Source organism: Flavobacterium sp. (assembly GCF_965262375.1).
Lineage (GTDB): Bacteria > Bacteroidota > Bacteroidia > Flavobacteriales > Flavobacteriaceae > Flavobacterium.
This window is the reverse complement of the sequence record NZ_OZ253527.1, coordinates 2787337-2809580: the sequence shown is the minus strand read 5'-3', so window position 1 is coordinate 2809580 and position 22244 is coordinate 2787337. Positions and strand designations below refer to the sequence as shown.

Here is a 22244-nt window from a genome sequence, read left to right as displayed (position 1 = left end):
TATGGAAATGCAACAATTTTATTATGACAACAAAATTGTAAACAAGTTCATATACGCGACCATCGTTTTTGGAGTTGTGGGGATGTTAGTAGGACTTTTGTTAGCCACTATGTATCTCTTTCCCAACTTGACAGATGGTATTTCGTGGTTGAGCTACGGACGTTTACGCCCTTTACACACTAACGCAGTAATCTTTGCCTTTGTAGGGAACGCGATGTTTGCGGGATATTATTATTCCATTCAGCGTTTGCTAAAAACTAGAATGTACAGTGACTTTATGAGTAACTTAAATTTCTGGGGATGGCAATTAATTATCGTAGCTGCGGCTATTTCCTTGCCTTTAGGATATACGACATCTAAAGAATATGCTGAATTAGAATGGCCTATAGATATTGCCATTGCTTTAATTTGGGTAGTTTTTGGGGTAAATATGATTATGACGATTTTACGTCGTCGTGAAAGACACCTGTATGTTGCCATTTGGTTTTATATAGCCACATTTATTACGGTAGCGGTATTACACATCTTTAATAGTTTGGAATTACCAGTAAGCGGAATGAAATCATACTCTGTTTATGCGGGAGTTCAAGATGCGTTGGTACAATGGTGGTATGGTCATAATGCAGTAGCATTTTTCTTAACGACTCCATTCTTAGGATTGATGTATTATTTTATGCCTAAAGCGGCCAACCGTCCTGTGTATTCCTATAGATTATCTATCATTCACTTCTGGTCATTAATCTTCTTATACATTTGGGCAGGACCTCACCACTTATTATATACGGCATTGCCTGATTGGGCTCAAAACTTAGGGGTAGTATTCTCAGTCATGTTAATTGCACCATCTTGGGGTGGTATGATTAATGGGTTGTTAACCCTGCGTGGAGTTTGGGACAAAGTACGTACCGATGTAGTATTGAAATTCTTTGTAGTAGCTATTACTGGGTACGGTATGGCAACGTTTGAAGGGCCAATGCTTTCTTTGAAAAATGTAAATGCGATTGCGCACTTTACCGATTGGATTGTAGCGCACGTACACGTAGGAGCTTTAGCTTGGAACGGATTTATGACGTTTGGTATCATTTATTGGATGTTGCCACGATTAACTAAGTCGTCTTTATACTCTCAAAAATTAGCCAACTTCCATTTCTGGATAGGTACTTTAGGGATTATTTTATATGCTTTGCCTATGTATGTAGCTGGGTTTGCTCAAGCTTCTATGTGGAAACAATTCAATCCTGATGGTTCTTTAGTATATGGTAACTTCTTAGAAACCGTAACGCAAATTATGCCTATGTATGCTATGCGTGCTATTGGTGGTACTTTATACCTAGTGGGTATGTTAGTGATGGTATTCAATGCTTACAAAACAGTAGCTAACGGTCAAGTAGTGGAAGATGAATTAGCAGAAGCACCAGCTTTAGCTACCATTGCGCCATATCGTATGAAGAATGAAAAATTCCATTCATGGTTAGAACGTAAACCCATTCAATTGACTGTTTTAGCAACTATAGCTATTTTAATAGGTGGGGTAATTCAAATTGTACCAACTATCGTAGTGAAATCAAACATTCCTACCATTTCTAGTGTAAAACCGTACACACCGCTTGAATTAGAAGGTCGTGATTTATACATCCGTGAAGGTTGTGTAGGCTGTCACTCGCAAATGGTACGTCCGTTCCGTTCTGAAGTAGCCCGTTATGGCGAATATTCTAAATCAGGGGAATATGTGTACGACCATCCGTTCTTATGGGGTTCTAAACGTACTGGTCCAGACTTAATGCGTGTAGGTGGAAAATACAATGACAACTGGCATTTCAACCACATGTGGGACCCACAAAGTACTTCGGCAGGTTCAATTATGCCAGGTTATAAATGGTTGTTTGATAACAAACCAGCTAATTATGCTGAAATTGAAAAGAAAATGAGTGTGATGCAAACGTTAGGAGTACCTTATACCGAAGAGGATATCAAAAATGCACAGGCATCTATTGCTGCACAATCGGCTAAAATTGAGGAAAACTTGAAAAATGACCCTGATTTTGTGAAAAGTTATACTGAAAGTGAGAAAAATGCAAAAGCACGTGGTGAAGAATTTGTACCGATGAAAAATCGTGAAATCGTGGCTTTAATCGCTTACTTACAACGCTTAGGAACTGATATAAAAGTAAAAGACGCTCAAAACTAATAGGTTATGTTAAAGTTTGTAAAACATACTATGGAAAATATCTCAGGGATTGAGATATATCCTATCCTTTCATTACTGATTTTCTTCTTCTTTTTTGTAGGATTATATTTTTGGGTTTTTACCTATAAAAAAGAGAAAATCAACCAATTGAGTAATCTTCCTTTTGCAGAAGGAACCACTGACGAACTTTCAAAAATATAAGAAAAAATGAAAAAAATGTTTCCTATATATGTAAGAATTCCTGTTCTCTTTGCGATGTTTTTCATCGCAATGGAATTCTTCATCGACTCTGGCGACCGTCCAGCATTTATCAAATATCCTGTACTTAACTTAATCTTATTGATTTTCTTATTAGTTCTTGTAGCTGTAGAGGTAGTTATGAGTGCTACGGATAAAATTTTAGATACTTTCTTAACTGAAGAACAGCGCAAAGCCAAAGAAATTGAAGAAAATTTACCTTTTGCTGAAACACAATTCTTCAAAGGCATCATGCAAAAATTAACGCGCACACGCAAAATTGAGGAAGAAAGCGAATTGATTATGCATCACAATTACGATGGCATTCAGGAGTTGGACAATGTATTGCCGCCTTGGTGGGTGTATCTTTTCTACGGAACTATCGCTTTCTCATTAATTTATTTAGTGCGTTACCATGTGTTAGATTACGACAATCAAACCGCTGAGTTTGAAAAAGAAATGGCAGAAGCCAAAATTCAGGTAGAAGAATACAAAAAAACGGCTCCAGACTTGATGGATAAAGATAAAGTTACTTTGTTGACCGATGCCGAAAGTATCAATGCGGGTAAAGCTATTTTCCAAACCAATTGTATCGCTTGTCATAAAGCCGATGGAGGAGGAGCTATTGGACCTAATTTAACCGATAAATTCTGGATTAATGGCGGAGGCATCAAAAATGTATTCAACACCATTATGGAAGGGGGACGCGCAGGAAAAGGGATGATTGCATGGAAAGACCAAATTAAACCATCAGAAATTCAAAAAATTGCGAGTTATGTGTTGAGTTTACAAGGCACTAATCCAGCAGGTGCAAAAGCTCCTGAAGGTGACGAATGGAAAGAAGACGGTACAAAAGCTACTGCAACTCCAGCTGTAGATAGTACTAAAACCAAATAAATTGAATTGTTTAAAACTGTTAAGTGAATAATTACTTGCAGTTTGTCATTCCGACGGAAGGAGGGTTACAAGAGGAGATTCAAGTTTAAGTAATTTCTCCTTTCTAACGAATGATATTAAATAAAAAATTATGGCAGGGCATACACCATCAGATGATTTTAGAGATACCATTGCTACTATAGACGAGCAAGGAAAAAGAGTATGGATATTTCCTAAAAAACCAAATGGGAAGCTATATGATAAAAGAAAAATAGTAAGTTATTTTTTGCTAACCTTTCTTTTTTCAGCACCATTTATAAAAATCAAGGGCAATCAGTTCTTATTATTTAATGTCTTAGAACGCAAATTTTCCATTTTTGGATTTCCATTTTGGCCACAAGATTTTCATTTGGTAGTTATATCCATGATAATCGGGGTAGTAGGATTGGCTTTGTTTACCGTGGCATTCGGACGTATTTTCTGTGGTTGGATTTGTCCGCAAACCATTTTTATGGAAATGGTTTTCAGACGCATCGAATACTGGATAGAAGGCGACCGTGGCGCACAAATCAAACTAGCCAAACAGGAGTGGAATGCCGAAAAAATTAGAAAAAAAGGAACTAAAATAATCGTTTTCTTTTTGGTTTCCTTTTGGATTGCCAATGTGTTTTTAGCTTACCTAATAGGAAGTGATGCCGTATTGGACATGGTCCGTCAAGGACCTTTGCATAACAGCAGTACGCTCATTGCTTTACTCATTTTTACAGGGGTGTTTTATTTTGTATTTGCGTGGTTTCGCGAACAAGTATGCATCATCGCTTGTCCCTACGGACGTATGCAAGGCGTTTTGCTAGACAATAAAACCATCAATGTGGCATACGACCATGTACGTGGGGAAGGCGAAAACGGTAGAGCCAAATTTAAAAAAGGGGAGGACAGAAAGCTGGCGGGTAAAGGTGATTGTATCGATTGCCATCAGTGTGTGAATGTGTGTCCTACGGGGATTGACATCCGCAATGGAACACAGTTAGAATGTGTGAATTGCACGGCATGTATAGACGAGTGTAACACCATCATGCAAAGCGTTAATTTGCCTATCAACCTGATTCGCTATGCTAGTGAAGACGAAATTGTAAAAAAAGAAAAATTCGTGTTCACCACCCGTATGAAAGGCTATGTAGCGGTGTTAAGCATATTAATTGGGATATTTATAGGAATGTTGTTTTTGCGTAACGATGTTGAGGCTACCGTATTGCGTTTACCAGGGCAGTTGTTTGAGCACAAAGGGGAAAACATCAGCAATGTGTTTACCTATAAAGTGGTGAACAAAACCATGGAAGATTTTGAAAAGGTAACATTTAAATTAGTTAGCCCTAAAGGAAGCATTCAAATGGTGGGTAAACAAAACCTAGAAGTTAAAGAAGACAGCTTAGCACAAGGAACTTTGTTTGTCGAGATACATCCAGCCTTTTTAGAAGGCGATAAAACAGAAATAACAATAGAAGTTTACAACGGAAAAAAATTGATTGAAACGACTACGACCAACTTTTTAGGACCGAGAAGTTTTGATTAGGAGTTTCAAAGTTCAAGTTTCAAGTTTCAGGTTTCAGGTTTCAAGTTCAAAGTTTATAAGTTTAAAAGTTTAAGTGACAAAGTAGCAAAGTATGAGTGTTTAAGCGTCTTAGCGTGCTTTGTGCCTTCATTGTGTACTTCGTGGTTTTAAAACTTGAAACTTGAAACAAGAAAACAAATAAAAACAAAAAGTTATGAAAGCAAATTGGGGCACCGGAATCGTAATAGCATTTGGATTGTTTATTACATTCATTTTATACTTTGTATTCAAAGTACAGGGCGATATGAAATACGACCATCAGATGGTTACTGAAGAATATTATAAAAAAGAAATGGGTTATCAGGCGCAATTGGATAAAGCACAAAATGCCCATGATTTGAAAGAAAAAGTGGTTATAGCCACAAAAGCGGATGGCATTGAAATTAGTTTTCCAGCTTCGTTTGATTATAAAAAAATTACAGGAAAAGTGTCCTTTTATAGACCGTCGAATCAGCAAGAAGATTTCGATATGCCCATATCGTTATCGACTTCCAATTTGCTCATACCTAAAACCAAGCTGGTAGGCGGTCGCTGGGACATTTCCGTAGAATGGAATTATGAAGGCAAAGGGTATTTGAATAAAGAGAAGGTGAATCTTTAAAAATAGAAGATAGCGTATAGACTGATAGAAAATAGATTTTTTAAAATCTATGTCTTTAATCTAGTTGTCTATTCTCTCTTATCTTAAAGAAAAAAATGATATACACCGCATTCATATTAGGATTAATCAGCAGTTTGCATTGTGTGGGTATGTGTGGACCTATAGCGATGGTACTGCCTGTGGATAGAAATCATGAGGTTAAGAAAGTAATACAAATAGTATTGTATCATTTGGGTAGAATAACTTCCTATTCGATTTTAGGGATTTTATTTGGTGTATTGGGTAGAGGGCTTTTTCTTGCTGGTTTCCAGCAAAAAATGTCAATTTGGGTTGGCGTTTTAATGATAGTAGTAGTTTTAGTTCCAGAAAAAGTCTTCGCCCAATATAATTTTTCAAAACCTGTCTTTAAGTGGATTAGCCAACTCAAATCTGCTTTAGGACAGACCTTGAAAAAGAAAACCTATCCATCCTTTTATACCATTGGAATCTTGAATGGGTTGTTGCCTTGCGGATTGGTTTATGTAGCGTTATTTGGGGCGTTAGCCCAACAAGATATTAGCTTAAGCATGCTGTATATGGGGCTATACGGATTGGGTACCATCCCGATGATGAGTATGGTGGTGTATGTCTCGCAATGGTTAACCGTGCCGGTACGCACCCGCATCCAGAAAATCATCCCCGTTGTAACGATGGTCATTGGGATTTTGTTCATCCTTAGAGGATTAGGGTTAGATATCCCGTTCCTCTCCCCAAGCAGCATGAGTTTGTTTGTTCAAAATACGCCTCATTGCCGATAAAAAATAGTTTTAAGTTTCAAAGTTTCAAAGTTTCAAAGAGACAAAGAGACAAAGATTAAAAGTTTAGATGTTTATGAGTTTATAAGACTTGGTGAAATTTGTGCCTTCCTTGTGTTCTTAGTGGTTGAAAAAAACGAAGTGTTTAGCGCTCTCTTCGATTTTTAATACACGAAAAAACATTGCGCACTTAGTGCCATCTTTATGTTCTTAGTGGTTTAAAAAAGCGAAGCGTTTAACGTTCATCCATTTTAACACAACAAAAAGTATTGCGCGCTTAGTGCCTTCCTTGCGTTCTTAGTGGTTGAAAAAAGTGAAGCGTTTAGTGCTCTTCGATCTTTAACACAACAAAAAATTACGCACTTAGTGCCTTCCTTGTGTTCTTAGTGGATGAAAAAAGCAAAGTGTTTAGTGCTCTTCCATCTTTAACACAACAAAAACATTGTGCACTTAGAGCCTTCCTAGTGTTCTTAGTGGTTGAAAAACTTTTAAACATATAACCTTCTAAACTAATCAACTAAAAATAAAATAACCTTAAACAAATATATTACTATGGAAAGACATCCTTTACTCAACGAGTTTCCTGAATACACCGAGAAGATGCACACTTTAAAAACGAGTGACAATCATTTCAAAAAATTATTTGATGAGTATCACGAAGTGGAACACGAAATCAACAAATACCACTCGGGAGCAGAGGCAACCACCGACGAGCACCTGCACGAGCTGAAAGCCAAGTTGCTTTTTATTAAAGATGAAATCTTCGCGATGTTGAAGAATTAGAAAGTAAAATCCCTTGTGTTAAAAGGGATTTTTTGTTTCTTAGAAGAATTTCAAGATACCGCTTCGCTAAATTGAGAGGCTCTCCCTGTTCTTAATGAGCAGGGCAGTCTACTCGATTAGCGGCTGTTTTTATTGGTAACCAGTAATATCCAGATTTAAACGGTTCAAATAATTCTGAATATTCTTTTTTAAGTTTTTTTAAATTTTCATTTGATAAAACTAGACCGTCCAATATTCTTTTACTTTGAAAGATTGTATCGCTAACCTTTAAATCAATGCAATTATCACTATTCAAAATTTCTCCTAGTCCATATTGATTAATATCATTAATAATGTCTTCGTGGGCTATTCTGTCGGCTCCTTCAAACTCAAAAAATGCCATAGTGAAGTTTTCTGTGTTAAGTAAAAAATTATAATAAGCGTCTCTAATTTCGTAATAGAATGGATAAGATAATAATTTTTGGTTCCCAGCAATTTGCATGTTTTCCGCCATTAAGTCTAAAGTGCATTCATTTAGAGTTATATCTCCATCTTTATATGAAATTCCTTTATAAAGACCGACTTCAGTTTTATCACTCAAAATTATTTTATTGATTGCAGATTTAGCTTTTTCTGCATCTTCTAAACAATTAAATTTTATTCCAAATGACCAAACAAAAGCCATATTTTTTTAGTGTTTGTTGTGTTAAAATTGCCACTAACTCACAAATATGCGCACCTTGATATTCATTTTACGCATCTTGTGTTCAAAGCCCACCCGAGCTTCTCCTGAAGTTCCGTAGCTTTTAGTTTGTTACCGCTAAACTATAAAAATAAAAAATACCTTGGTTACGGAAATCCGTAAAAAGGAGGATTTTTTTATTTTTTTTATGTTTTTCTTAGGGAGTCTTTTAAAGGTTCTCGTAAAACAAGTTTGTGAACATTTTTTTAAAAAAAAATATTTTCTCACAAACTTGTTAGAATTTTTTTTCTCACAACTTTGTGGTAAAATCAGATTGAACGAAGAAATTGCCACAAGTTTAGTGAAGTTTTTTTTGTTAGATTTTTTTTTCTCACAACTTTGTGGCAAAATTAGATTGAACGAAGAAATTGCTACAAGGTTAGTGTAGTTTTTTTTATTTGATTGTGAAACGCAAGTGCTGAACTATAGAGTGGTACGCTTTTTCTCTATTTGTTTTTTTATATTTTGTTTGACGTTTTCCCATTCATCGTCCAAAATACTATAAAAAGCTGTGTTTCTAGCGATACCGTTGGGTTCTATTTTATCTTTTCTTAATATACCTTCAAATGTTGCTCCAATTTTTTGAATCGCTTTTCTTGAACGGGTATTGTTGTCCTTTGCTCTAAATTGTACTCTGTTCGTTTTTAAATTTTCAAAGCAAAAATCTAGCAACAAAAGTTTACATTCTAAATTTACCGTAGTTCCCCAATATTCTTTCATAATCCAAGTGACACCAATTTCAATTTTTTTGTCATTTGGGTTTATTTCAAGAAACCGAGTGGTGCCAATAATTTTGTTTGAAGTTTTGTGAACGATTATGAACGGGTATGCCGTTCCTTTTTCTCTATCTTCTATAGCGTTGTTGAAATTGGGGTAAAATATAGTATCAACAGAATAGTTTATCGAGGTTAGTTCCCATATTTCTTTGTTAGATGCCGCAAGAAATAAATCGGCTAAATGTTCTTTTTCTAATGGCAGGAGTGTTATTTGATCTCCTTTTAAGATTATAGGGTGTGTAATCCAGTTGTTTTTCATGATTTTTTTTTGGTTTATGCTAAGTCTTTTCGACAAAGATACACTGGAGTTATTTATTTACATTACAAAAAGGGATTGCCACAAAACAAGATCGTGTGCTTTTTTTATCACAACTTTATGTTGATGTCAAAAAAAAAGAGGCAGTCCATTTAGACTGCCTCTTTGTAAGACTTATTTCGTAAGTAATTCTTTAATTTTAGTTTTTAATTCCTCTCCAAATAGATTTGTGGCTACAATGTTTCCTTTGGAATCTAAGATAACTGTAGATGGAATGCTTTCAATTTGATACATTTTTGCAATCGGTTCTTCCCATTGCTTCAAATTAGAAACATGATTCCAGTTTAATTGATCTTTTTGAATTGCTTCTTTCCATTTTGAAGCTTCTTTGTCTAAAGATACTCCTAAAATGTTTAATCCTTTGTTATGAAACTCCTTGTACAGTGTGACCATGTGTGGGTTTTCTTTTCTGCATGGACCACACCATGATGCCCAAAAATCTATAACGGTAACTTTTCCTAATACTTCTTTTAGATGTAAAGTTTTACCCTCTGGAGTCTTAGCACTAAAATCGGGTGCTTTTTTGCCTAGCTCATTTTTTTTTTAGCGGCACCCATAGCTTTTTCAAACTCTTCTAATTGTTTTTTGATTTTTTTACCAGCAGCGGTTTCTTTAATATCTGAATCTAGTGCTTCAAATGTTTTCTTGATTTTTGCTGCATCAGCTGATGGAGCATTGAATAAAGTAGGGATTAATAATAATGAAATGAATGATTTTGGATTTTCATTGATGTATTTAGAACCAGCTGTTATGAATTCTTGTTGGAATTTGCTGAATTCTGTGCTTAATTGTTGCATAGTTGCAGTGTCGTTCTTTTTTTGAGCTTCCTGCATTTTTGCCATATTTTCTGTCTGAAAAGCCATCATCTTTTTAGAGATACTTTCCATGTTTTTATTATACTTGATTAACTCATCGTTGTTGAAAGTACCTGATACTTTTGCGCGGCCAATACTGTCTTTGTTTATTTTTGCTACGATATCACCTTTTTCAAGTATAAAGATAAAACCACCTTGTTGGTTTTCAATTGACATCATGTGTACTTGAGGTTCTTTAGCCTCACCTTCAAAAACAAATTTACCTTTTTCTATTTTTGCTGTATCGATAGCAACAGGCATTCCTGTATTTTCATCTTGTTTTTGTAAAAAAACTTTAGTTCCGTCTTTTAAACCGTTAATTTCTCCTGTTACAGTAAAACCATTCCCGATAAGTCCATTACATGCAATAGCTAAGGTAGCTAAGCTAATTCCAAAAATTTTTTTCATTTGAATTATTTTGTTTGAAATAAAGATTTTGCAAAATTTATAACTCTGCACAATCAATTGTTTTATTAATTTTGTGAGCAAAAATAGTGTATTTATTATCACTACAAACTTTTTTATATTTTATTTAAACATTTGGAAAAAAGAAACTTGAAATATTATCCAAAGATTAATTCACTCAAAAATACATTCTGTATTTTTCAAGAAGTTGATCCTGATTTGATTTTAGATCGAAAACCTGATTTTGTTAGTAAATCTGGGAGTCAATATTTTTATGATAAAGATGGACTTTATAGGGTGTCTAATCATTGGGGGCGTTTTGCAAATGCCAAATGGCGATTGGTTGATCATGGATTGAGTACCCTAAAAGTTAAAGTTGGTTTTGCGAAGTGGGATGGGTTTTATCCTGATAATAATCACGATTTATTGTATTTTATAGCTTGGAATCGTGAAACTAACGAAATTAATTATCAGCATAAACTACTTCCTATCTATGATGGGAAAGCGGTTTTAAGAACTAGTGCAGACACCCAAAAAAGGTTGAAGAATGCTCGAAATATTTTGAATTTGACCCAATGGGCGAAATATTTTGAAGAAGATATTACGGTGTTAAGAACTAAAATTATTCACGATTTGATATATACGGATGTGTCTTTAGAAGATATTAAAAGAAAATATTTATGAGTCGCAAAAATTCAGCAAACATCAAAAAATACAACGATAAATTGCATAAAGCTAAGGCTAAGGATGTGCAAGCAGCCCTGGATAGAAAAGCACAATTAAAAGAAATTATGAGGAAGTACAACTCAGAGCAAACAAAATAAGGCAGGAAACAATCCTGCCTCATTTTCTGATTTTATGCTTTTCTCGTTTTACTTTGCGCTTTTGCTTTAAGCATTTCTTCTTTAGCTTTCAACATTTCGTCACGTGCTTTTAGCATTTCCTCGCGGGCTTTTAGCATTTCTTCACGTGCCTTTTTCATGTCGGTTTCGCTGTTTTCTTTATCGTCCCAGTTGAAGTTAAAATTGAAGTCCTCAGGTTTTATTTTTTCAATTTCAATTTTCATGTTTCCGTCTTTATCTTGCATTTTTTGCATGCGCTCACGCATTTTTTTCATGTGCAATTTAGAATTTTCTAAAGCTTCTTTAGTGATTTTGTCAATATCAGCAGCATTGAATTTGAACATTTCATCGTCGTTGAATTTGAAAACCATAGGGCCATTTTCATCCATTTTGAATTCAAATTTTCCATCAAAATCTTCCGTCATTTTTTTGTATTCATCTGAATCTACATCTAATTTTTTGCCATTAACAATAATTTCTGGTTTGCCATCATTTTGTTTTTTGATGATAATACTTTTGTTAAAGCTTTTCATTTTTGGCGCTTTAGGCGTTTTAGGTGCATCAGCAGATTCTGGAGCTAAAGGCGCTAGGGGAGTTTCTGTTTTTTCAATTTCCTCCAAAACTTCAGGAGCTTCTGGCGTATCAGGAATTTCTATTTTCTCTATTTGGGTCATGATGTCTTTATCATCGCCTAAAAATGAGAAACCAAAATTATTTTCTTTGTCATCATTTAAATGATGTGCTATGCGGATATCATTGCTTTTCCCAAAACCAATTTTATCTCTCGTTTTATGAAAATAAATCGGTTTAATAGGTTCGTCATCTTGAATATGCGTCATGCCTGTTTTACCATTAGCATCTTTGTATTCAATTTTAATTGCGGTGATTTCACCTTTGTTGTTTCTTTTAATTTTTGAAAATTTTAGGGTAACACCTAATTCTTTTAATCTCTTAGCGTCTTCTTTAAATTCTTCTTCTGTTGCGTTTTTACTCCACACTAAAGCGGCTACTTTTTGATTATCTTTTATTTCTTGAGCAATGGTTTTAATTTGAAAAAAGAACATAAATGCGGTTAACGCTGGTAAAATTAAAGCGTACTTCCAAGAGTTTTTCTTTTGTGATTGGGCTTTGTTTAACATAACGATTCGATTTTTAATTAATGATGTGTTGAAATGATTAGTAATAGCTAAGCAGTTTTGTTGTGCAACTACTTTTACTAATGCTTTTTGATATATTTTTTTATCTTCAAATAATTGACAGGCTTTATGGTCGGCAATGAATTCTAAATTTTGCATCATCGCTTTTTTGTACAACCACACCAAAGGATTAAACCAAAAAACAATGCAAAATAAGCGAGCAACTAATACGTCTATAGAATGTTTTTCTTGACTATGGATTTTTTCATGGAGCAAAATGCTTTGTAATTCTTCTGTAGTGTAATAGTTAGAATTAAAAACAATATAATTGAAAAATGAAAATGGTGCAATGTTATCGTCTAGGTCTACCAATGCAAAATTCCCTCTGCGAATAATTTCTTTTTTGTATAATAATTTGAATAAAGAAATTAGATTCACCGCAATTTTAATAAATAATACTAACGCTATCGTGGCATAACCAAGGATTGCTATTTGTGTCCAATCGATGGGAGGTGCAACAGGGGTACTAGGCGCAGTAATAACCGTAGTAGGCGTATAGCTACTCAACTGTTCAGTAATAAAAGTAGGCTCAGGAATACGGATGTATTTTTTAATGAAAAACAACGGCAATACTAAGGAAGTCGCTAATCCTGATAGCAAAAACCATCGATTACTATTAAAAAAAGTTTCTTTTCTAAGTAAGAAATAATAGGCTAAAAAATAGACAATAATTAGAAAATTAACCTTTGCGAAATAAATAAGTAGTGTTTCCATCTTATTTCTTGTTTTCGATTAATGCAATGATTTCGCGTAATTCTGCTGCGGATATTTTATCCTCTTCGGCAAAAAAGGAAACCAAACTTTTGTAGGAACTGTTGAAATAATTTTCAATAGCCGTACTCATAAAGCGTTTGCGGTAATCCTCCATAGTGATTATAGGGTAATACTGATGCGTATTTCCAAATGCCTGATGTCCTACAAAACCTTTGTCTTCTAAGTTTCTAATGATAGTTGACAAAGTATTGTAGTGTGGGGTTTCTTCGGTAATTTCAGCCATGACTTCCTTTACAAAAGCTTTTTTGAGCTTCCATAAAATCTGCATGATTTCTTCTTCTTTATTGGTTAATTTTTGCATGATTCTTACAATTAACTGTTCGTTTTTTTTTGACTAAAACAAACTTATAACTATAAATTTAGTTATGCAACTAATTTTATAGTTGTTTAACTAAAATTTAAGTTAATTTTAAGAAATCAATACGATTTAGTGGGCAATTTTTTCTTTTTCAGTGAGTTGGTAAGTGCGATAGCCTAAGTAAATAGCTACAATTCCTAGAAAACCCATAAAAATCCAATTGGCATTATATTTCCATAAAGCATCTTTTTTGAAATATTCAATAATAGACATTCCCATTTTGGCACTCAAAATATGAGCCGCACTGAAACTCATAGTAAAGATTGCCATATAGCGACCTTCGTGTCCTTTTGGCGCGCGAGCCATAGCAAGTGAATTGGAAAAAGGAAAGATGAAAATTTCACCAAAAGTCATAAAAAGCATCATGACAATTAAAATACCAACCCAACTATCGATAACCATGATAAATATACCAAGGGTCATGGCTAAAGTACCTAAAATGACCATTTTTACTTTATTGATTTGTTTACGTTCTACATAGCTCACGATAGGCATTTCTAAAAAGAAAATAAGAAGTCCGTTTAGCATAAGCAATAAACCACTTTGAAATTCATTGAGATGAAACTGTTCTTTATGATAGAGTGGAATGGTGCTGAAAAGTTGAAAGAAAAGAATACTTCCTATCATACAACAACCTACAAAAACCCAAAAAGGACTGTCTTTGAATACAGAATTTTGCACGTTACTCGTATTTGAATTTGTTGCTGAATTCGTTGCGGTATCCTTTGGCTTGTCTTTTACAAACCATCCAAAGATGAGAATGGCCAAGATACAAGTGGCGCCATCTATCCAAAATAATCCTTTATAGCCTAAGCCCATAATGATTAAACCACCAAGGGCTGGTCCTAGTGCAAAACCTAAATTTACGGCTAATCGTACGAGTGTAAGTGCTCGTGTGCGGGTTTGGTTAGTGGCATAGGTATTGAGTGACACAAACATGGCTGGACGAAACATATCGGCTATGGTCATTATCAAGAACAGGCCTATACATAAACCTGTAAATGATTTGATGCGTTCTATTAAAAAAAATGCCACTCCGCTGGTAAACAAACTAAAAAGCATGATTTTGTAAAAGCCTATTTTGTCGGTCAATTTGCCTCCCAACCAAGAACCCAACATGGAACCAATGCCAAAAAACACCATAATAGTTCCCACTTGATTGTAGCTAAAATGTAAATCTTCTTTTAAATATTTGGATAAAAATGGTATAACCATGGTTCCCGCACGGTTGATAAACGTCATTAAAGTAAGTATCCAGATTTCTTTTGAAAAACCACGAAAGTTGTTGATGTAACGAGCAAAGGCTATTTTGAGCATACGATTTGATTGACCCTCAAATGTACAAAATAGCTACTAGGAAAAGGGTAGGATAAGACGATATTTGGAATAATTTAACATTAAAAATTGGCGTAAATAGGTATCTTTACCCAAACTAATACTCCGATTAATGAAGCACTTTCTATTTCTATTCGCTTTCTTTATGGTGATTCGTTTGCAAGCACAGACTGAAACAGCTATTGAAACGGCATTCCAATTTCAAGAACGTTTGAATAAAGAATTTGCGGATAGTATTAGTTCTCCTTTACAGGCGGAAGATTTAGTAAAATTTAAGCATTTAGACTTTTTTCCAGTAAATGATAGCTATTTAGTGCAAGCTGAATTTATAAAAATAAAAGGAGGGAAGGTTTTTCAAATGAAAACTTCTACGGACCGATTGCCAAAATATAAAGTGTATGGCTTGTTGCGTTTTGAGTTAGATGGGAAAAAATTAGAACTTTTTGTATATCAAAACCAGGAGCTAAAAAAGAAGAAAGGATATGAAGATTATCTGTTTTTGCCTTTTACCGATTATACAAACGGTGTAGAAACCTATGGTGCAGGACGCTATATTGATATGCGAATTCCTAAAACCAATATGGTTATTTTAGATTTTAATAAGGCATACAATCCGTATTGTGCCTTTAATAAGAGGTATTCTTGTCCTGTTGTACCTAGTGAAAACGATTTACCCATAGAAATACGTGCGGGAGTAAAGAAGTTTCATGATTAAATAAAGGTACATCTTTCCTAATCCTATTATAATTCCAAGGCAATTGAATAAATTTGCAAAATGAAATTCAATCTGCATACACACCACTATAAAAACAATCCTGAGGTTTTAGAAATAGTCAATCAATATCCGCAAGAATTTGATGACCAACTTCCGTTTTATTCTATAGGGATTCATCCTTGGTATATTAATTTAGATAGTTTAGCGGTTGATTTAGAGATTATTGATGCCAAATTGCAAGAGCCAAATTGTTTGGCTTTAGGCGAATGTGGTTTAGATAAACGTATTGCTACTTCACTAGAAATTCAAATCCAAGTTTTTGAAAAACAACTCTTACTTGCAAAAAAACATAAAAAACCTGTAATTTTGCACTGCGTTTCGGCATATCAAGAGGTTATTGCAATCAAAAAACGATTACAGATAGAAACGCCTATGATTATTCATGGGTTTTCTAAAAATAGTCAAGTAGCACAATCGCTTTTGGAAAACGGATTTTATTTGTCTTTTGGAAAATATTTACTCAGGAATCCTGAACTTGCTTCAGTTTTTAAAAAAATACCCCAGGATAAATTTTTTTTAGAAACGGATACCATTGAAGAAACGATATTTGAAGTCTATGCTAAGGCTTCTGAAATAAAAAATATAAATATTGAAGCACAAGTGGAACGTACTTTTTTAGAAGTATTTAACTTGAAACTTTAACCATTTAAAATTGAAGTAGAAGAATATGGCAATTTGGCAAGAAAGAGCAGAATTATTGTTTAAACCAGAAGGTTTAGAAAAATTAAGAAACTCCAATGTATTGATAGTAGGGATGGGCGGTGTAGGTTCGTTTGCTGCTGAGTTTGTAGCCCGTGCTGGTGTTGGGAAAATGACCATAGTAGATGGTGATGTAGTGGATATTACCAATATTAATAGACAATTACCCGCCTTGCATACCACGGTAGGTTTACCAAAAGTACAGTTAATGGCAGCACGTATAAAAGATATTAATCCTGAAATTGAATTGACGGTAGTAGAAGAGTTTTTATCTCCTGAGCGTGCTTTTGAATTGGTGACCAACGAATTTGATTATGTAATGGATTGTATTGATAGCATTACCCCAAAATTAAATTTGATTATTGCCGCTAAAAAGAAAAAGGTAAAAATAATCAGTAACATGGGCGCAGGAGGGAAGTTCGAAGCAGAAAAAGTATGCGTGCGTGATATTAGCAAAACGGATTATTGTCCACTGGCGAAACAAGTTCGTAAACGCTTGAAAGCCGAAGGGATTTCGAGTGGAGTCAAAGTGGTTTATTCACATGAGCGTCCAGATTACTCTAGTGTAAAAATGACGGATGGAAGTAACTTCAAGAAATCTTTTTACGGCACAAATAGTTGGATGCCAGCTTTATTTGGTTTACACGCCGCACAAAAAGTAGTTACCGATTTGTTGAAGAAGTAACTTGTTTTTTATATCTCTTAAATTATAATTGTTTAAGAAATTAGTTTGTTTATTAGATTAACTATTAAGAGTTTTCTTAATTTTTACTTTTGATAAATAAATTTCAATTTGTGTTAAGATAATAAATAGTGCTAGAAATAGGATTGAATCGTATAAGTCATTTTCTAACTGATTAGTTTTAATTGAATTGTAAATTCCAAATAGTATTGATATAGAAATAATTAAAAACATAAAACTTGAAAGAAAGCAGAGTCTTATTTTGCAAACTGTATAACCAGTGGATTTATCAAATTTTAAAATGATTTTTGGCAAGAAAATTTCAAATGAACTTCTAAGTCTTGTAAGTTTTAATGATTTATCATCTTCCAATCCTAAAAATTTTTTTAATTCATTTCTATCTGTTGTAGATGAACTAAAGTCTAAAGAGAAGTTTCTTTTTGAGGCAAATTGTCTAAGTTTTATCTCAATTTCTTTGCTACTCTTCTTGTTTATTGATAAAATTTTGAAATAAAGCATTTTATTTAAGTCTGATTTAGTTGGTTAAAACCTCATGCATAGCTTTGGCTTTGAGTAGGCATTCCTGATACTCATCATCAGGGTTGGCTAATGCGGTTATAGCACTTCCCACAGAAAATGAAAGGTATTGATTACTTTTATTGTATAGTATACTTCGAATAACAACGTTGAAATCAAAATCACCTGTTGGTGTAAAATAGCCCACAGCGCCACTATATAATCCACGTTTGGTTTCTTCTAAGTTTTCAATAATTTGCATGGCAGAAACTTTTGGCGCTCCTGTCATGCTTCCCATAGGAAACGTACTTTTTAGTATGTCCACGGGGGCAATTTGTGTAGATACATTTGACACCACAGTTGAAATCATTTGATGCACCTGAGCAAAACTGTAAATGCCACATAATTCTTGCACCTGTACAGATCCTTTATCGGCAGTATGTGCCAAATCATTGCGAACCAAATCTACAATCATTATGTTTTCAGAGCGTTCTTTAGGGTTTAATTCTAACTCTTTTTTAGATTGCTCATCTTTTTCAGGATTTTCAAAGCGTTTAGCAGTTCCTTTTATAGGTTGGCTAAGTACTTGATTACCTGTTTTTTGTAGATAACGTTCAGGTGAGGCCGAAAGTAAAAAATGGTTGTTATTTTTTAAAAAACAGGCAAATGGAGCTTTAGAAATCGTATTGAGTTTTCGATAAATAGCAAAAGGCTCAATTTGTGCATTTTCAGCGTAAAATTCCATACAAAAATTGGCTTCATAAATATCACCTCGATGTATGTGCTCTAACATTTGATTGACTTTACTTAAGTAATTTGCTTTAGAAATCCGTTGATGAATTTCAATAGAGGTGTCCTGCGTGTTAATAGCAAAATCAGGATTTAGAAAATCTTTTATATCGTCTTCCATTTCATCTTCACAAAAGTGCAAATAAGCCATTTCGAGCTGATCTCCTTTTAATAGAAATAGCTTTTTAGGTTGAAAGAAAAATAAATCTGGAAATGCTAAACCATCAAAATTATCCGATTTCAAATTTTCGGTATCGTTTTTTAAATCGTAGGACAAATAACCAAAAATCCAATCTTGAGTTTGTTGCTGATATTGTTTTAAATCTTCAAAACCATTATGATAATCTGTTTGTAAAGAAGTAAAAGCTTCTACGGCTAAAATAGCATCATAACAGCCATGCGTTTGCGGATAGTTATTACTATCTAAAAAAACCACTTCACGCTGATTTTGCGCCCAAGCCAATAGCTTTTCTTTTATAATTTCAGGTTGAACCTTAATGTGTTTTACTTCTCTCAAGAATAAGTTTTTTAAAAAATTTTCAGTTTGCTAAATTATTACTTCTATTACAAAAATGGAAGTCTAATGACTATTATGTGAAACTATAGTTAACTTTTAAAATCATGAGTGAAATAGGAGAGTAGCAATTTAGTTAATGTGATTTTTTTTGAATATTTTCAAATTCAGAAAAGTTTATTTTTCAAGTCTTTGTCTTAAATATGATTTATAAATTTTCAAGTTGGTTAGTCTTTTTGTCTTTACTGATTGTCCAAAAGAATCCCACGAAGAAAAATCTATCTGCTGGCTGACGAATCGCCTCCCTTTGAAAAATACCGTTAGCATCGGGTGTTTTGACATATTGATACCCGAAAACATTGTCTCTACCCAAAACATTAGAAATCGAAAAGTAAAGTATCTTTTGCGTAGTCAATAAATACGCCCAGCTGACACTTAAACTGTTGTAATTTTTCGTTTTTCCATTCATAAATTCCGTTACATTTGGATTGTTGTAGGGACGTCCAGTCGTAAAAGTATTGGTTAAACTTACTTGTGATTTCCAATCTTCAATAAAATATTTACCTACTAATGATAAGGTATGATTCGCAACAAAACTCGGTGTCACTTTAGCAGTATAGTTTTTGAAATCGCGCTCACTGTCTAGGTAACTGTAGCTCACCCAGTATTCTGTTTTTTTGAACGTTTTATTATCTCTCCAAAAAATATCAAAACCTTTCGCATAACCAGCGCCTGTTTGGGTATATACACTATTGTATGTAGGAAGTGGTGTATTATATTTTACTAAGTCTTGATAATTTTTGAAATAAATTTCAGCACGTAACGTACGTTTATTAGAAGAATACAAATAATTCAAAATATAATGTTGTGTTTTTTCAAAATCCAAAGTAGCATCATACTTCAAATAATCTTGTTTAGGTGCTTGATGAAAATCACCATAGGCAAATGAGAACTGACTGCTGTTAGAAACTTTATATGCCATGGATGCCCTAGGTTCAACAACTGTTTTTTGAAGCAACGCATTATGCATACCACGTACACCTCCTTTGATGGCAAATTCTGGTGATATGAACCAATCGGCTTCTGCAAACAATGCGCCTACATTTGTGGTATAGCCTGATGGATACGTATTGCCTTGATAAAAAGTATAAGATTCATCAAATTTTGTACGAAAATAATCACCTCCAAAAGCTAGATTTAACGTATTGAAAAATTTCTTTTCTAGTTTGATTTTTAAATGGGTAGCTAATTCATTGTTTTTTACATCGTCTTGATTAAAACGCACTGCGACATGATTTTTTCCTAAACTTCCCCCTGCAAAAAAGTTCCATCCTTGACCAATTTTTGTTTTGTAAGACGCATTGATATACAAATTATTATTGTTGTTTTGAACGCGGGTTAAATCTTGGCTTCCTACCTTCTTTTGATTCAAATCAAAAGCACTAATATCAAAAGCAGTATAAAGTTTAAAAATTCCTTTTTCAAATTTTTGTCTAAAAACAGCTTCTCCAGACATCCCTTGATAAGCTTTGTCCCAATTCAAACGTTGAGGCACCAGCCATTGATAAGGCGTTAAGTTAATATACGTTGCGTTAACACTAAGCGAACTTTTTTTCCAAATAGAAGTTTTTCCAAAAGCACCACCTACTGACATAAGTCCTATATCAGTCTTTTCCTGAGTGGGTTCATTAATCGAATTTAAAAGTAATACACTCGATAAAGCATCGCCAAACTCTGCCGAATAGCCCCCAGTAGAAAAAGTCATCCCACTAAATAACATAGGCGAAAAACGTCCGCGTGTAGGTAAGTTTTCTACCGTATTGCCATAAGGTTGTGCCACGCGAATGCCATCAATATACGTTTGTGTTTCATCGCTTTCGCCACCACGTACAAATAAACGACCGCTTTCGCCCACAGTTTGTGCGCCAGGCATCGTTTGAAATGCTCCTACGATATCCCCAAGCGCTCCTGCTGTAGTCAAAATATCCATAGGTTTTAAAGCAGAAGCTTTACTATTATCGCCCGCTTTAATAGTTCCCGCTGTAATTACCACTGCATCTAAGGCATTGATATTGGGTTTTAAGATAAATGTTTTAGAAGCGTAATTTTCTATTGAAATAACTACTTTTTGCTCATCAAAACCTAAAGCGTTAATCACTAAGGTCTGACTCCCTTTTTCTGTAGTTTCAAAGTTGAAAGTACCATCGGTTAAAGTAGTGCCTCCGTCATACGTACTTTCGATAAAAACATTAGCTCCAGCAACTGGTTTTTGTTTTTTATCAAGTACTAATCCAGCTATTTTTGTTTGTGCATTAATGCTAGTGGCAAGAAGTAAAATAATGAATTTGAAAAAAGTTTTCATGTTGGTTTGAATTTATAGTTCAAAATTGCAACAAACCCCTACGCTTGACAATTTAAGATGACCCAACTGTAGAATATCCTTACTGAATTGTCATAGGGCAATTTTTGGGATGAAAAAGTTTAATATCTTTGAAAAAACATTTTACATGCGAAGATTCTTGATTTTATTCTTATTTACCCAATATAACTGGGCACAATTATCAAAAAAAGAAATATTAAGTAATCCGTATAATGACTGTGCACGAACAAAGAATTTATCCTTCAATAAATTGTCAAAGTTGTTTCCCTTGAATAAAGCAACTAAAATTCAAATTATTTCATTTGAAAATGTACACAGAGTTTATATTGATAGTACATATAGAGAGCCAGAACCTTTTAAAGAAGGGATACCTATTTATGATGGGAATAAATTAAATGTCAAAAAAACAAAAGAAGTTATCACTTTAAATTTTACTCAAATTGCAGAATTAAGTGATTTATTATACAATTACAACACTAAAACCTCTCCAAAATACGCAAGTAAAGACAGGAAATGCTATGAACCTAGAAATGGTATCTTATACTTAAATGATAAAGATGAAATCCTCGAATATATTGAAATCTGTTTTAGTTGTAGGAACTATAAAGTATTTACTAAATCTAACCTTTGGGATTTTTGTGAAGGAAAAATGGAATTATTAGAAACTTTTTTTCTGAACAATGGAATACAATTTGGACCTAATTTTAGGTATTAATTTGAACTTTTAAAATTATAATTATGAAAAATTTGTTTTATGCACTCTTTCTTTTAAGTTCATTAACAGGAGTTGCCCAAGAAAAAACAACATCTTATGATGAAAAATTGGCCAAAGAAACAGGGGCCGATGAATATGGTATGAAAAATTATGTTTTTTGCTTGTTAAAAACGGGGAGCAATACAACTGCAACCCCCGAGGAAAAGCAAAAATATTTTAAAGGGCACATGGACAATATCAAGCGTTTAGCTGATGAAGGAAAACTTGTCGTTGCAGGTCCTTTTATGAAAAATGATAAAGCTTACCGAGGTATTTTTATTTTAAATTGTGCTACTATCGAAGAAGCCCAAAAACTAGTGGAAACTGACCCAGCTGTAGTAGCTAAAATTTTCGAAGTGGAATTAACCCCTTGGTATAGTTCGGCCTCGTTACTATTATTGAAAGGACAACATGAAAAAGTGGCTAAGAAAATTTTTTAAATTGATTTAACCAATTGAAAAAGATTT

The 22244-nt window shown here is 33.9% G+C and carries 23 protein-coding genes and 1 pseudogene; 14 read left to right on the top strand and 10 right to left on the bottom strand.

Going from position 1 to position 22244, the window contains the following annotated elements:
• Window position 1: 1 nt before the first annotated feature.
• From ccoN to ACQY29_RS12835, 7 genes are all read left to right on the top strand, one after another.
• Window positions 2-2188, top strand: coding sequence for a cytochrome-c oxidase, cbb3-type subunit I (gene ccoN / locus ACQY29_RS12865; RefSeq protein ID WP_428225583.1), 2187 nt, complete (start codon window positions 2-4; stop codon window positions 2186-2188).
• 6 nt (window positions 2189-2194) lie between these two features.
• Window positions 2195-2389 (top strand): CcoQ/FixQ family Cbb3-type cytochrome c oxidase assembly chaperone, encoded by a 195-nt coding sequence (locus ACQY29_RS12860; RefSeq protein WP_428225582.1) that lies wholly within the window; start codon window positions 2195-2197, stop codon window positions 2387-2389.
• A 6-nt stretch (window positions 2390-2395) separates the two neighbouring features.
• Complete coding sequence (locus ACQY29_RS12855; RefSeq protein ID WP_428225581.1) at window positions 2396-3322, top strand: cbb3-type cytochrome c oxidase N-terminal domain-containing protein; 927 nt, start codon at window positions 2396-2398, stop codon at window positions 3320-3322.
• A 130-nt stretch (window positions 3323-3452) separates the two neighbouring features.
• Window positions 3453-4874 (top strand): cytochrome c oxidase accessory protein CcoG, encoded by a 1422-nt coding sequence (ccoG, locus tag ACQY29_RS12850; RefSeq protein WP_428225580.1) that lies wholly within the window; start codon window positions 3453-3455, stop codon window positions 4872-4874.
• A 193-nt stretch (window positions 4875-5067) separates the two neighbouring features.
• Window positions 5068-5514, top strand: coding sequence for a FixH family protein (locus ACQY29_RS12845; RefSeq protein WP_428225579.1), 447 nt, complete (start codon window positions 5068-5070; stop codon window positions 5512-5514).
• A gap of 95 nt (window positions 5515-5609) precedes the next feature.
• Complete coding sequence (locus ACQY29_RS12840) at window positions 5610-6311, top strand: sulfite exporter TauE/SafE family protein (protein WP_428225578.1); 702 nt, start codon at window positions 5610-5612, stop codon at window positions 6309-6311.
• Between the two features lie 549 nt (window positions 6312-6860).
• On the top strand, window positions 6861-7091 hold the full coding sequence (locus tag ACQY29_RS12835) for a YdcH family protein (protein WP_428225577.1): 231 nt from the start codon (window positions 6861-6863) through the stop codon (window positions 7089-7091).
• 91 nt (window positions 7092-7182) lie between these two features.
• On the opposite strand, the gene ACQY29_RS12830 is transcribed toward ACQY29_RS12835, so the two are convergent.
• The 4 genes and pseudogenes from ACQY29_RS12830 to ACQY29_RS12815 all read right to left on the bottom strand — a co-directional run bounded on the left by ACQY29_RS12830 (window position 7183) and on the right by ACQY29_RS12815 (window position 10166).
• Window positions 7183-7755 (bottom strand): hypothetical protein, encoded by a 573-nt coding sequence (locus tag ACQY29_RS12830; protein WP_428225576.1) that lies wholly within the window; start codon window positions 7753-7755, stop codon window positions 7183-7185.
• Between the two features lie 480 nt (window positions 7756-8235).
• Entirely contained in the window at window positions 8236-8847 is a 612-nt protein-coding gene (locus ACQY29_RS12825) for a GNAT family N-acetyltransferase (protein WP_428225575.1), read from the bottom strand.
• Between the two features lie 171 nt (window positions 8848-9018).
• Window positions 9019-9420, bottom strand: a pseudogene (locus ACQY29_RS12820) (peroxiredoxin family protein); the annotation flags it as partial.
• An 11-nt stretch (window positions 9421-9431) separates the two neighbouring features.
• Window positions 9432-10166, bottom strand: coding sequence for a DUF4369 domain-containing protein (locus ACQY29_RS12815; protein ID WP_428225574.1), 735 nt, complete (start codon window positions 10164-10166; stop codon window positions 9432-9434).
• Between the two features lie 132 nt (window positions 10167-10298).
• On the opposite strand from ACQY29_RS12815, the gene ACQY29_RS12810 reads away from it, so the two are divergent.
• Both ACQY29_RS12810 and ACQY29_RS12805 read left to right on the top strand, forming a co-directional pair.
• Window positions 10299-10847, top strand: coding sequence for a hypothetical protein (locus ACQY29_RS12810; protein WP_428225573.1), 549 nt, complete (start codon window positions 10299-10301; stop codon window positions 10845-10847).
• Window positions 10844-10987, top strand: a complete 144-nt coding sequence (locus ACQY29_RS12805) for a hypothetical protein (protein ID WP_428225572.1) — start codon at window positions 10844-10846, stop codon at window positions 10985-10987. The genes ACQY29_RS12810 and ACQY29_RS12805 overlap by 4 nt, the downstream gene beginning before the upstream one ends.
• Window positions 10988-11019: 32 nt before the next feature.
• Here the strand turns inward: ACQY29_RS12805 and ACQY29_RS12800 are convergent, their stop codons facing one another.
• The 3 genes from ACQY29_RS12800 to ACQY29_RS12790 all read right to left on the bottom strand — a co-directional run bounded on the left by ACQY29_RS12800 (window position 11020) and on the right by ACQY29_RS12790 (window position 14650).
• Window positions 11020-12915 (bottom strand): M56 family metallopeptidase, encoded by a 1896-nt coding sequence (locus ACQY29_RS12800; protein WP_428225571.1) that lies wholly within the window; start codon window positions 12913-12915, stop codon window positions 11020-11022.
• Between the two features lies 1 nt (window position 12916).
• Window positions 12917-13276 (bottom strand): BlaI/MecI/CopY family transcriptional regulator, encoded by a 360-nt coding sequence (locus ACQY29_RS12795; RefSeq protein ID WP_428225570.1) that lies wholly within the window; start codon window positions 13274-13276, stop codon window positions 12917-12919.
• Between the two features lie 126 nt (window positions 13277-13402).
• Window positions 13403-14650 carry an MFS transporter gene (locus ACQY29_RS12790; protein ID WP_428225569.1) on the bottom strand — a complete coding sequence of 416 codons (1248 nt, stop codon included), beginning with the start codon at window positions 14648-14650 and terminating at the stop codon, window positions 13403-13405.
• Between the two features lie 130 nt (window positions 14651-14780).
• On the opposite strand from ACQY29_RS12790, the gene ACQY29_RS12785 reads away from it, so the two are divergent.
• The 3 genes from ACQY29_RS12785 to ACQY29_RS12775 are packed head-to-tail and all read left to right on the top strand — an operon-like array spanning window position 14781 to window position 16827.
• Window positions 14781-15383: a DUF1684 domain-containing protein gene (locus ACQY29_RS12785; RefSeq protein WP_428225568.1), complete on the top strand. Its 603-nt coding sequence runs from the start codon at window positions 14781-14783 to the stop codon at window positions 15381-15383.
• A gap of 60 nt (window positions 15384-15443) precedes the next feature.
• On the top strand, window positions 15444-16085 hold the full coding sequence (locus tag ACQY29_RS12780; RefSeq protein WP_428225567.1) for a TatD family hydrolase: 642 nt from the start codon (window positions 15444-15446) through the stop codon (window positions 16083-16085).
• 25 nt (window positions 16086-16110) lie between these two features.
• Window positions 16111-16827, top strand: coding sequence for a tRNA threonylcarbamoyladenosine dehydratase (locus ACQY29_RS12775; protein ID WP_428225566.1), 717 nt, complete (start codon window positions 16111-16113; stop codon window positions 16825-16827).
• A 57-nt stretch (window positions 16828-16884) separates the two neighbouring features.
• Here ACQY29_RS12775 and ACQY29_RS12770 read toward each other — a convergent pair whose 3' ends face one another.
• From ACQY29_RS12770 to ACQY29_RS12760, 3 genes are all read right to left on the bottom strand, one after another.
• Window positions 16885-17343, bottom strand: coding sequence for a hypothetical protein (locus ACQY29_RS12770; protein ID WP_428225565.1), 459 nt, complete (start codon window positions 17341-17343; stop codon window positions 16885-16887).
• A gap of 16 nt (window positions 17344-17359) precedes the next feature.
• Complete coding sequence (locus tag ACQY29_RS12765) at window positions 17360-18646, bottom strand: anthranilate synthase component I family protein (RefSeq protein ID WP_428225564.1); 1287 nt, start codon at window positions 18644-18646, stop codon at window positions 17360-17362.
• 205 nt (window positions 18647-18851) lie between these two features.
• Complete coding sequence (locus ACQY29_RS12760; RefSeq protein ID WP_428225563.1) at window positions 18852-21005, bottom strand: TonB-dependent receptor; 2154 nt, start codon at window positions 21003-21005, stop codon at window positions 18852-18854.
• Window positions 21006-21150: 145 nt separating this feature from the next.
• Here ACQY29_RS12760 and ACQY29_RS12755 point away from each other — a divergent pair, with 145 nt between their 5' ends.
• Window positions 21151-21738: a hypothetical protein gene (locus tag ACQY29_RS12755; protein WP_428225562.1), complete on the top strand. Its 588-nt coding sequence runs from the start codon at window positions 21151-21153 to the stop codon at window positions 21736-21738.
• A gap of 23 nt (window positions 21739-21761) precedes the next feature.
• A complete protein-coding gene (locus ACQY29_RS12750) occupies window positions 21762-22217 on the top strand; it encodes a YciI family protein (protein WP_428225561.1) in 456 nt (151 codons plus the stop codon).
• Window positions 22218-22244: the final 27 nt, after the last annotated feature.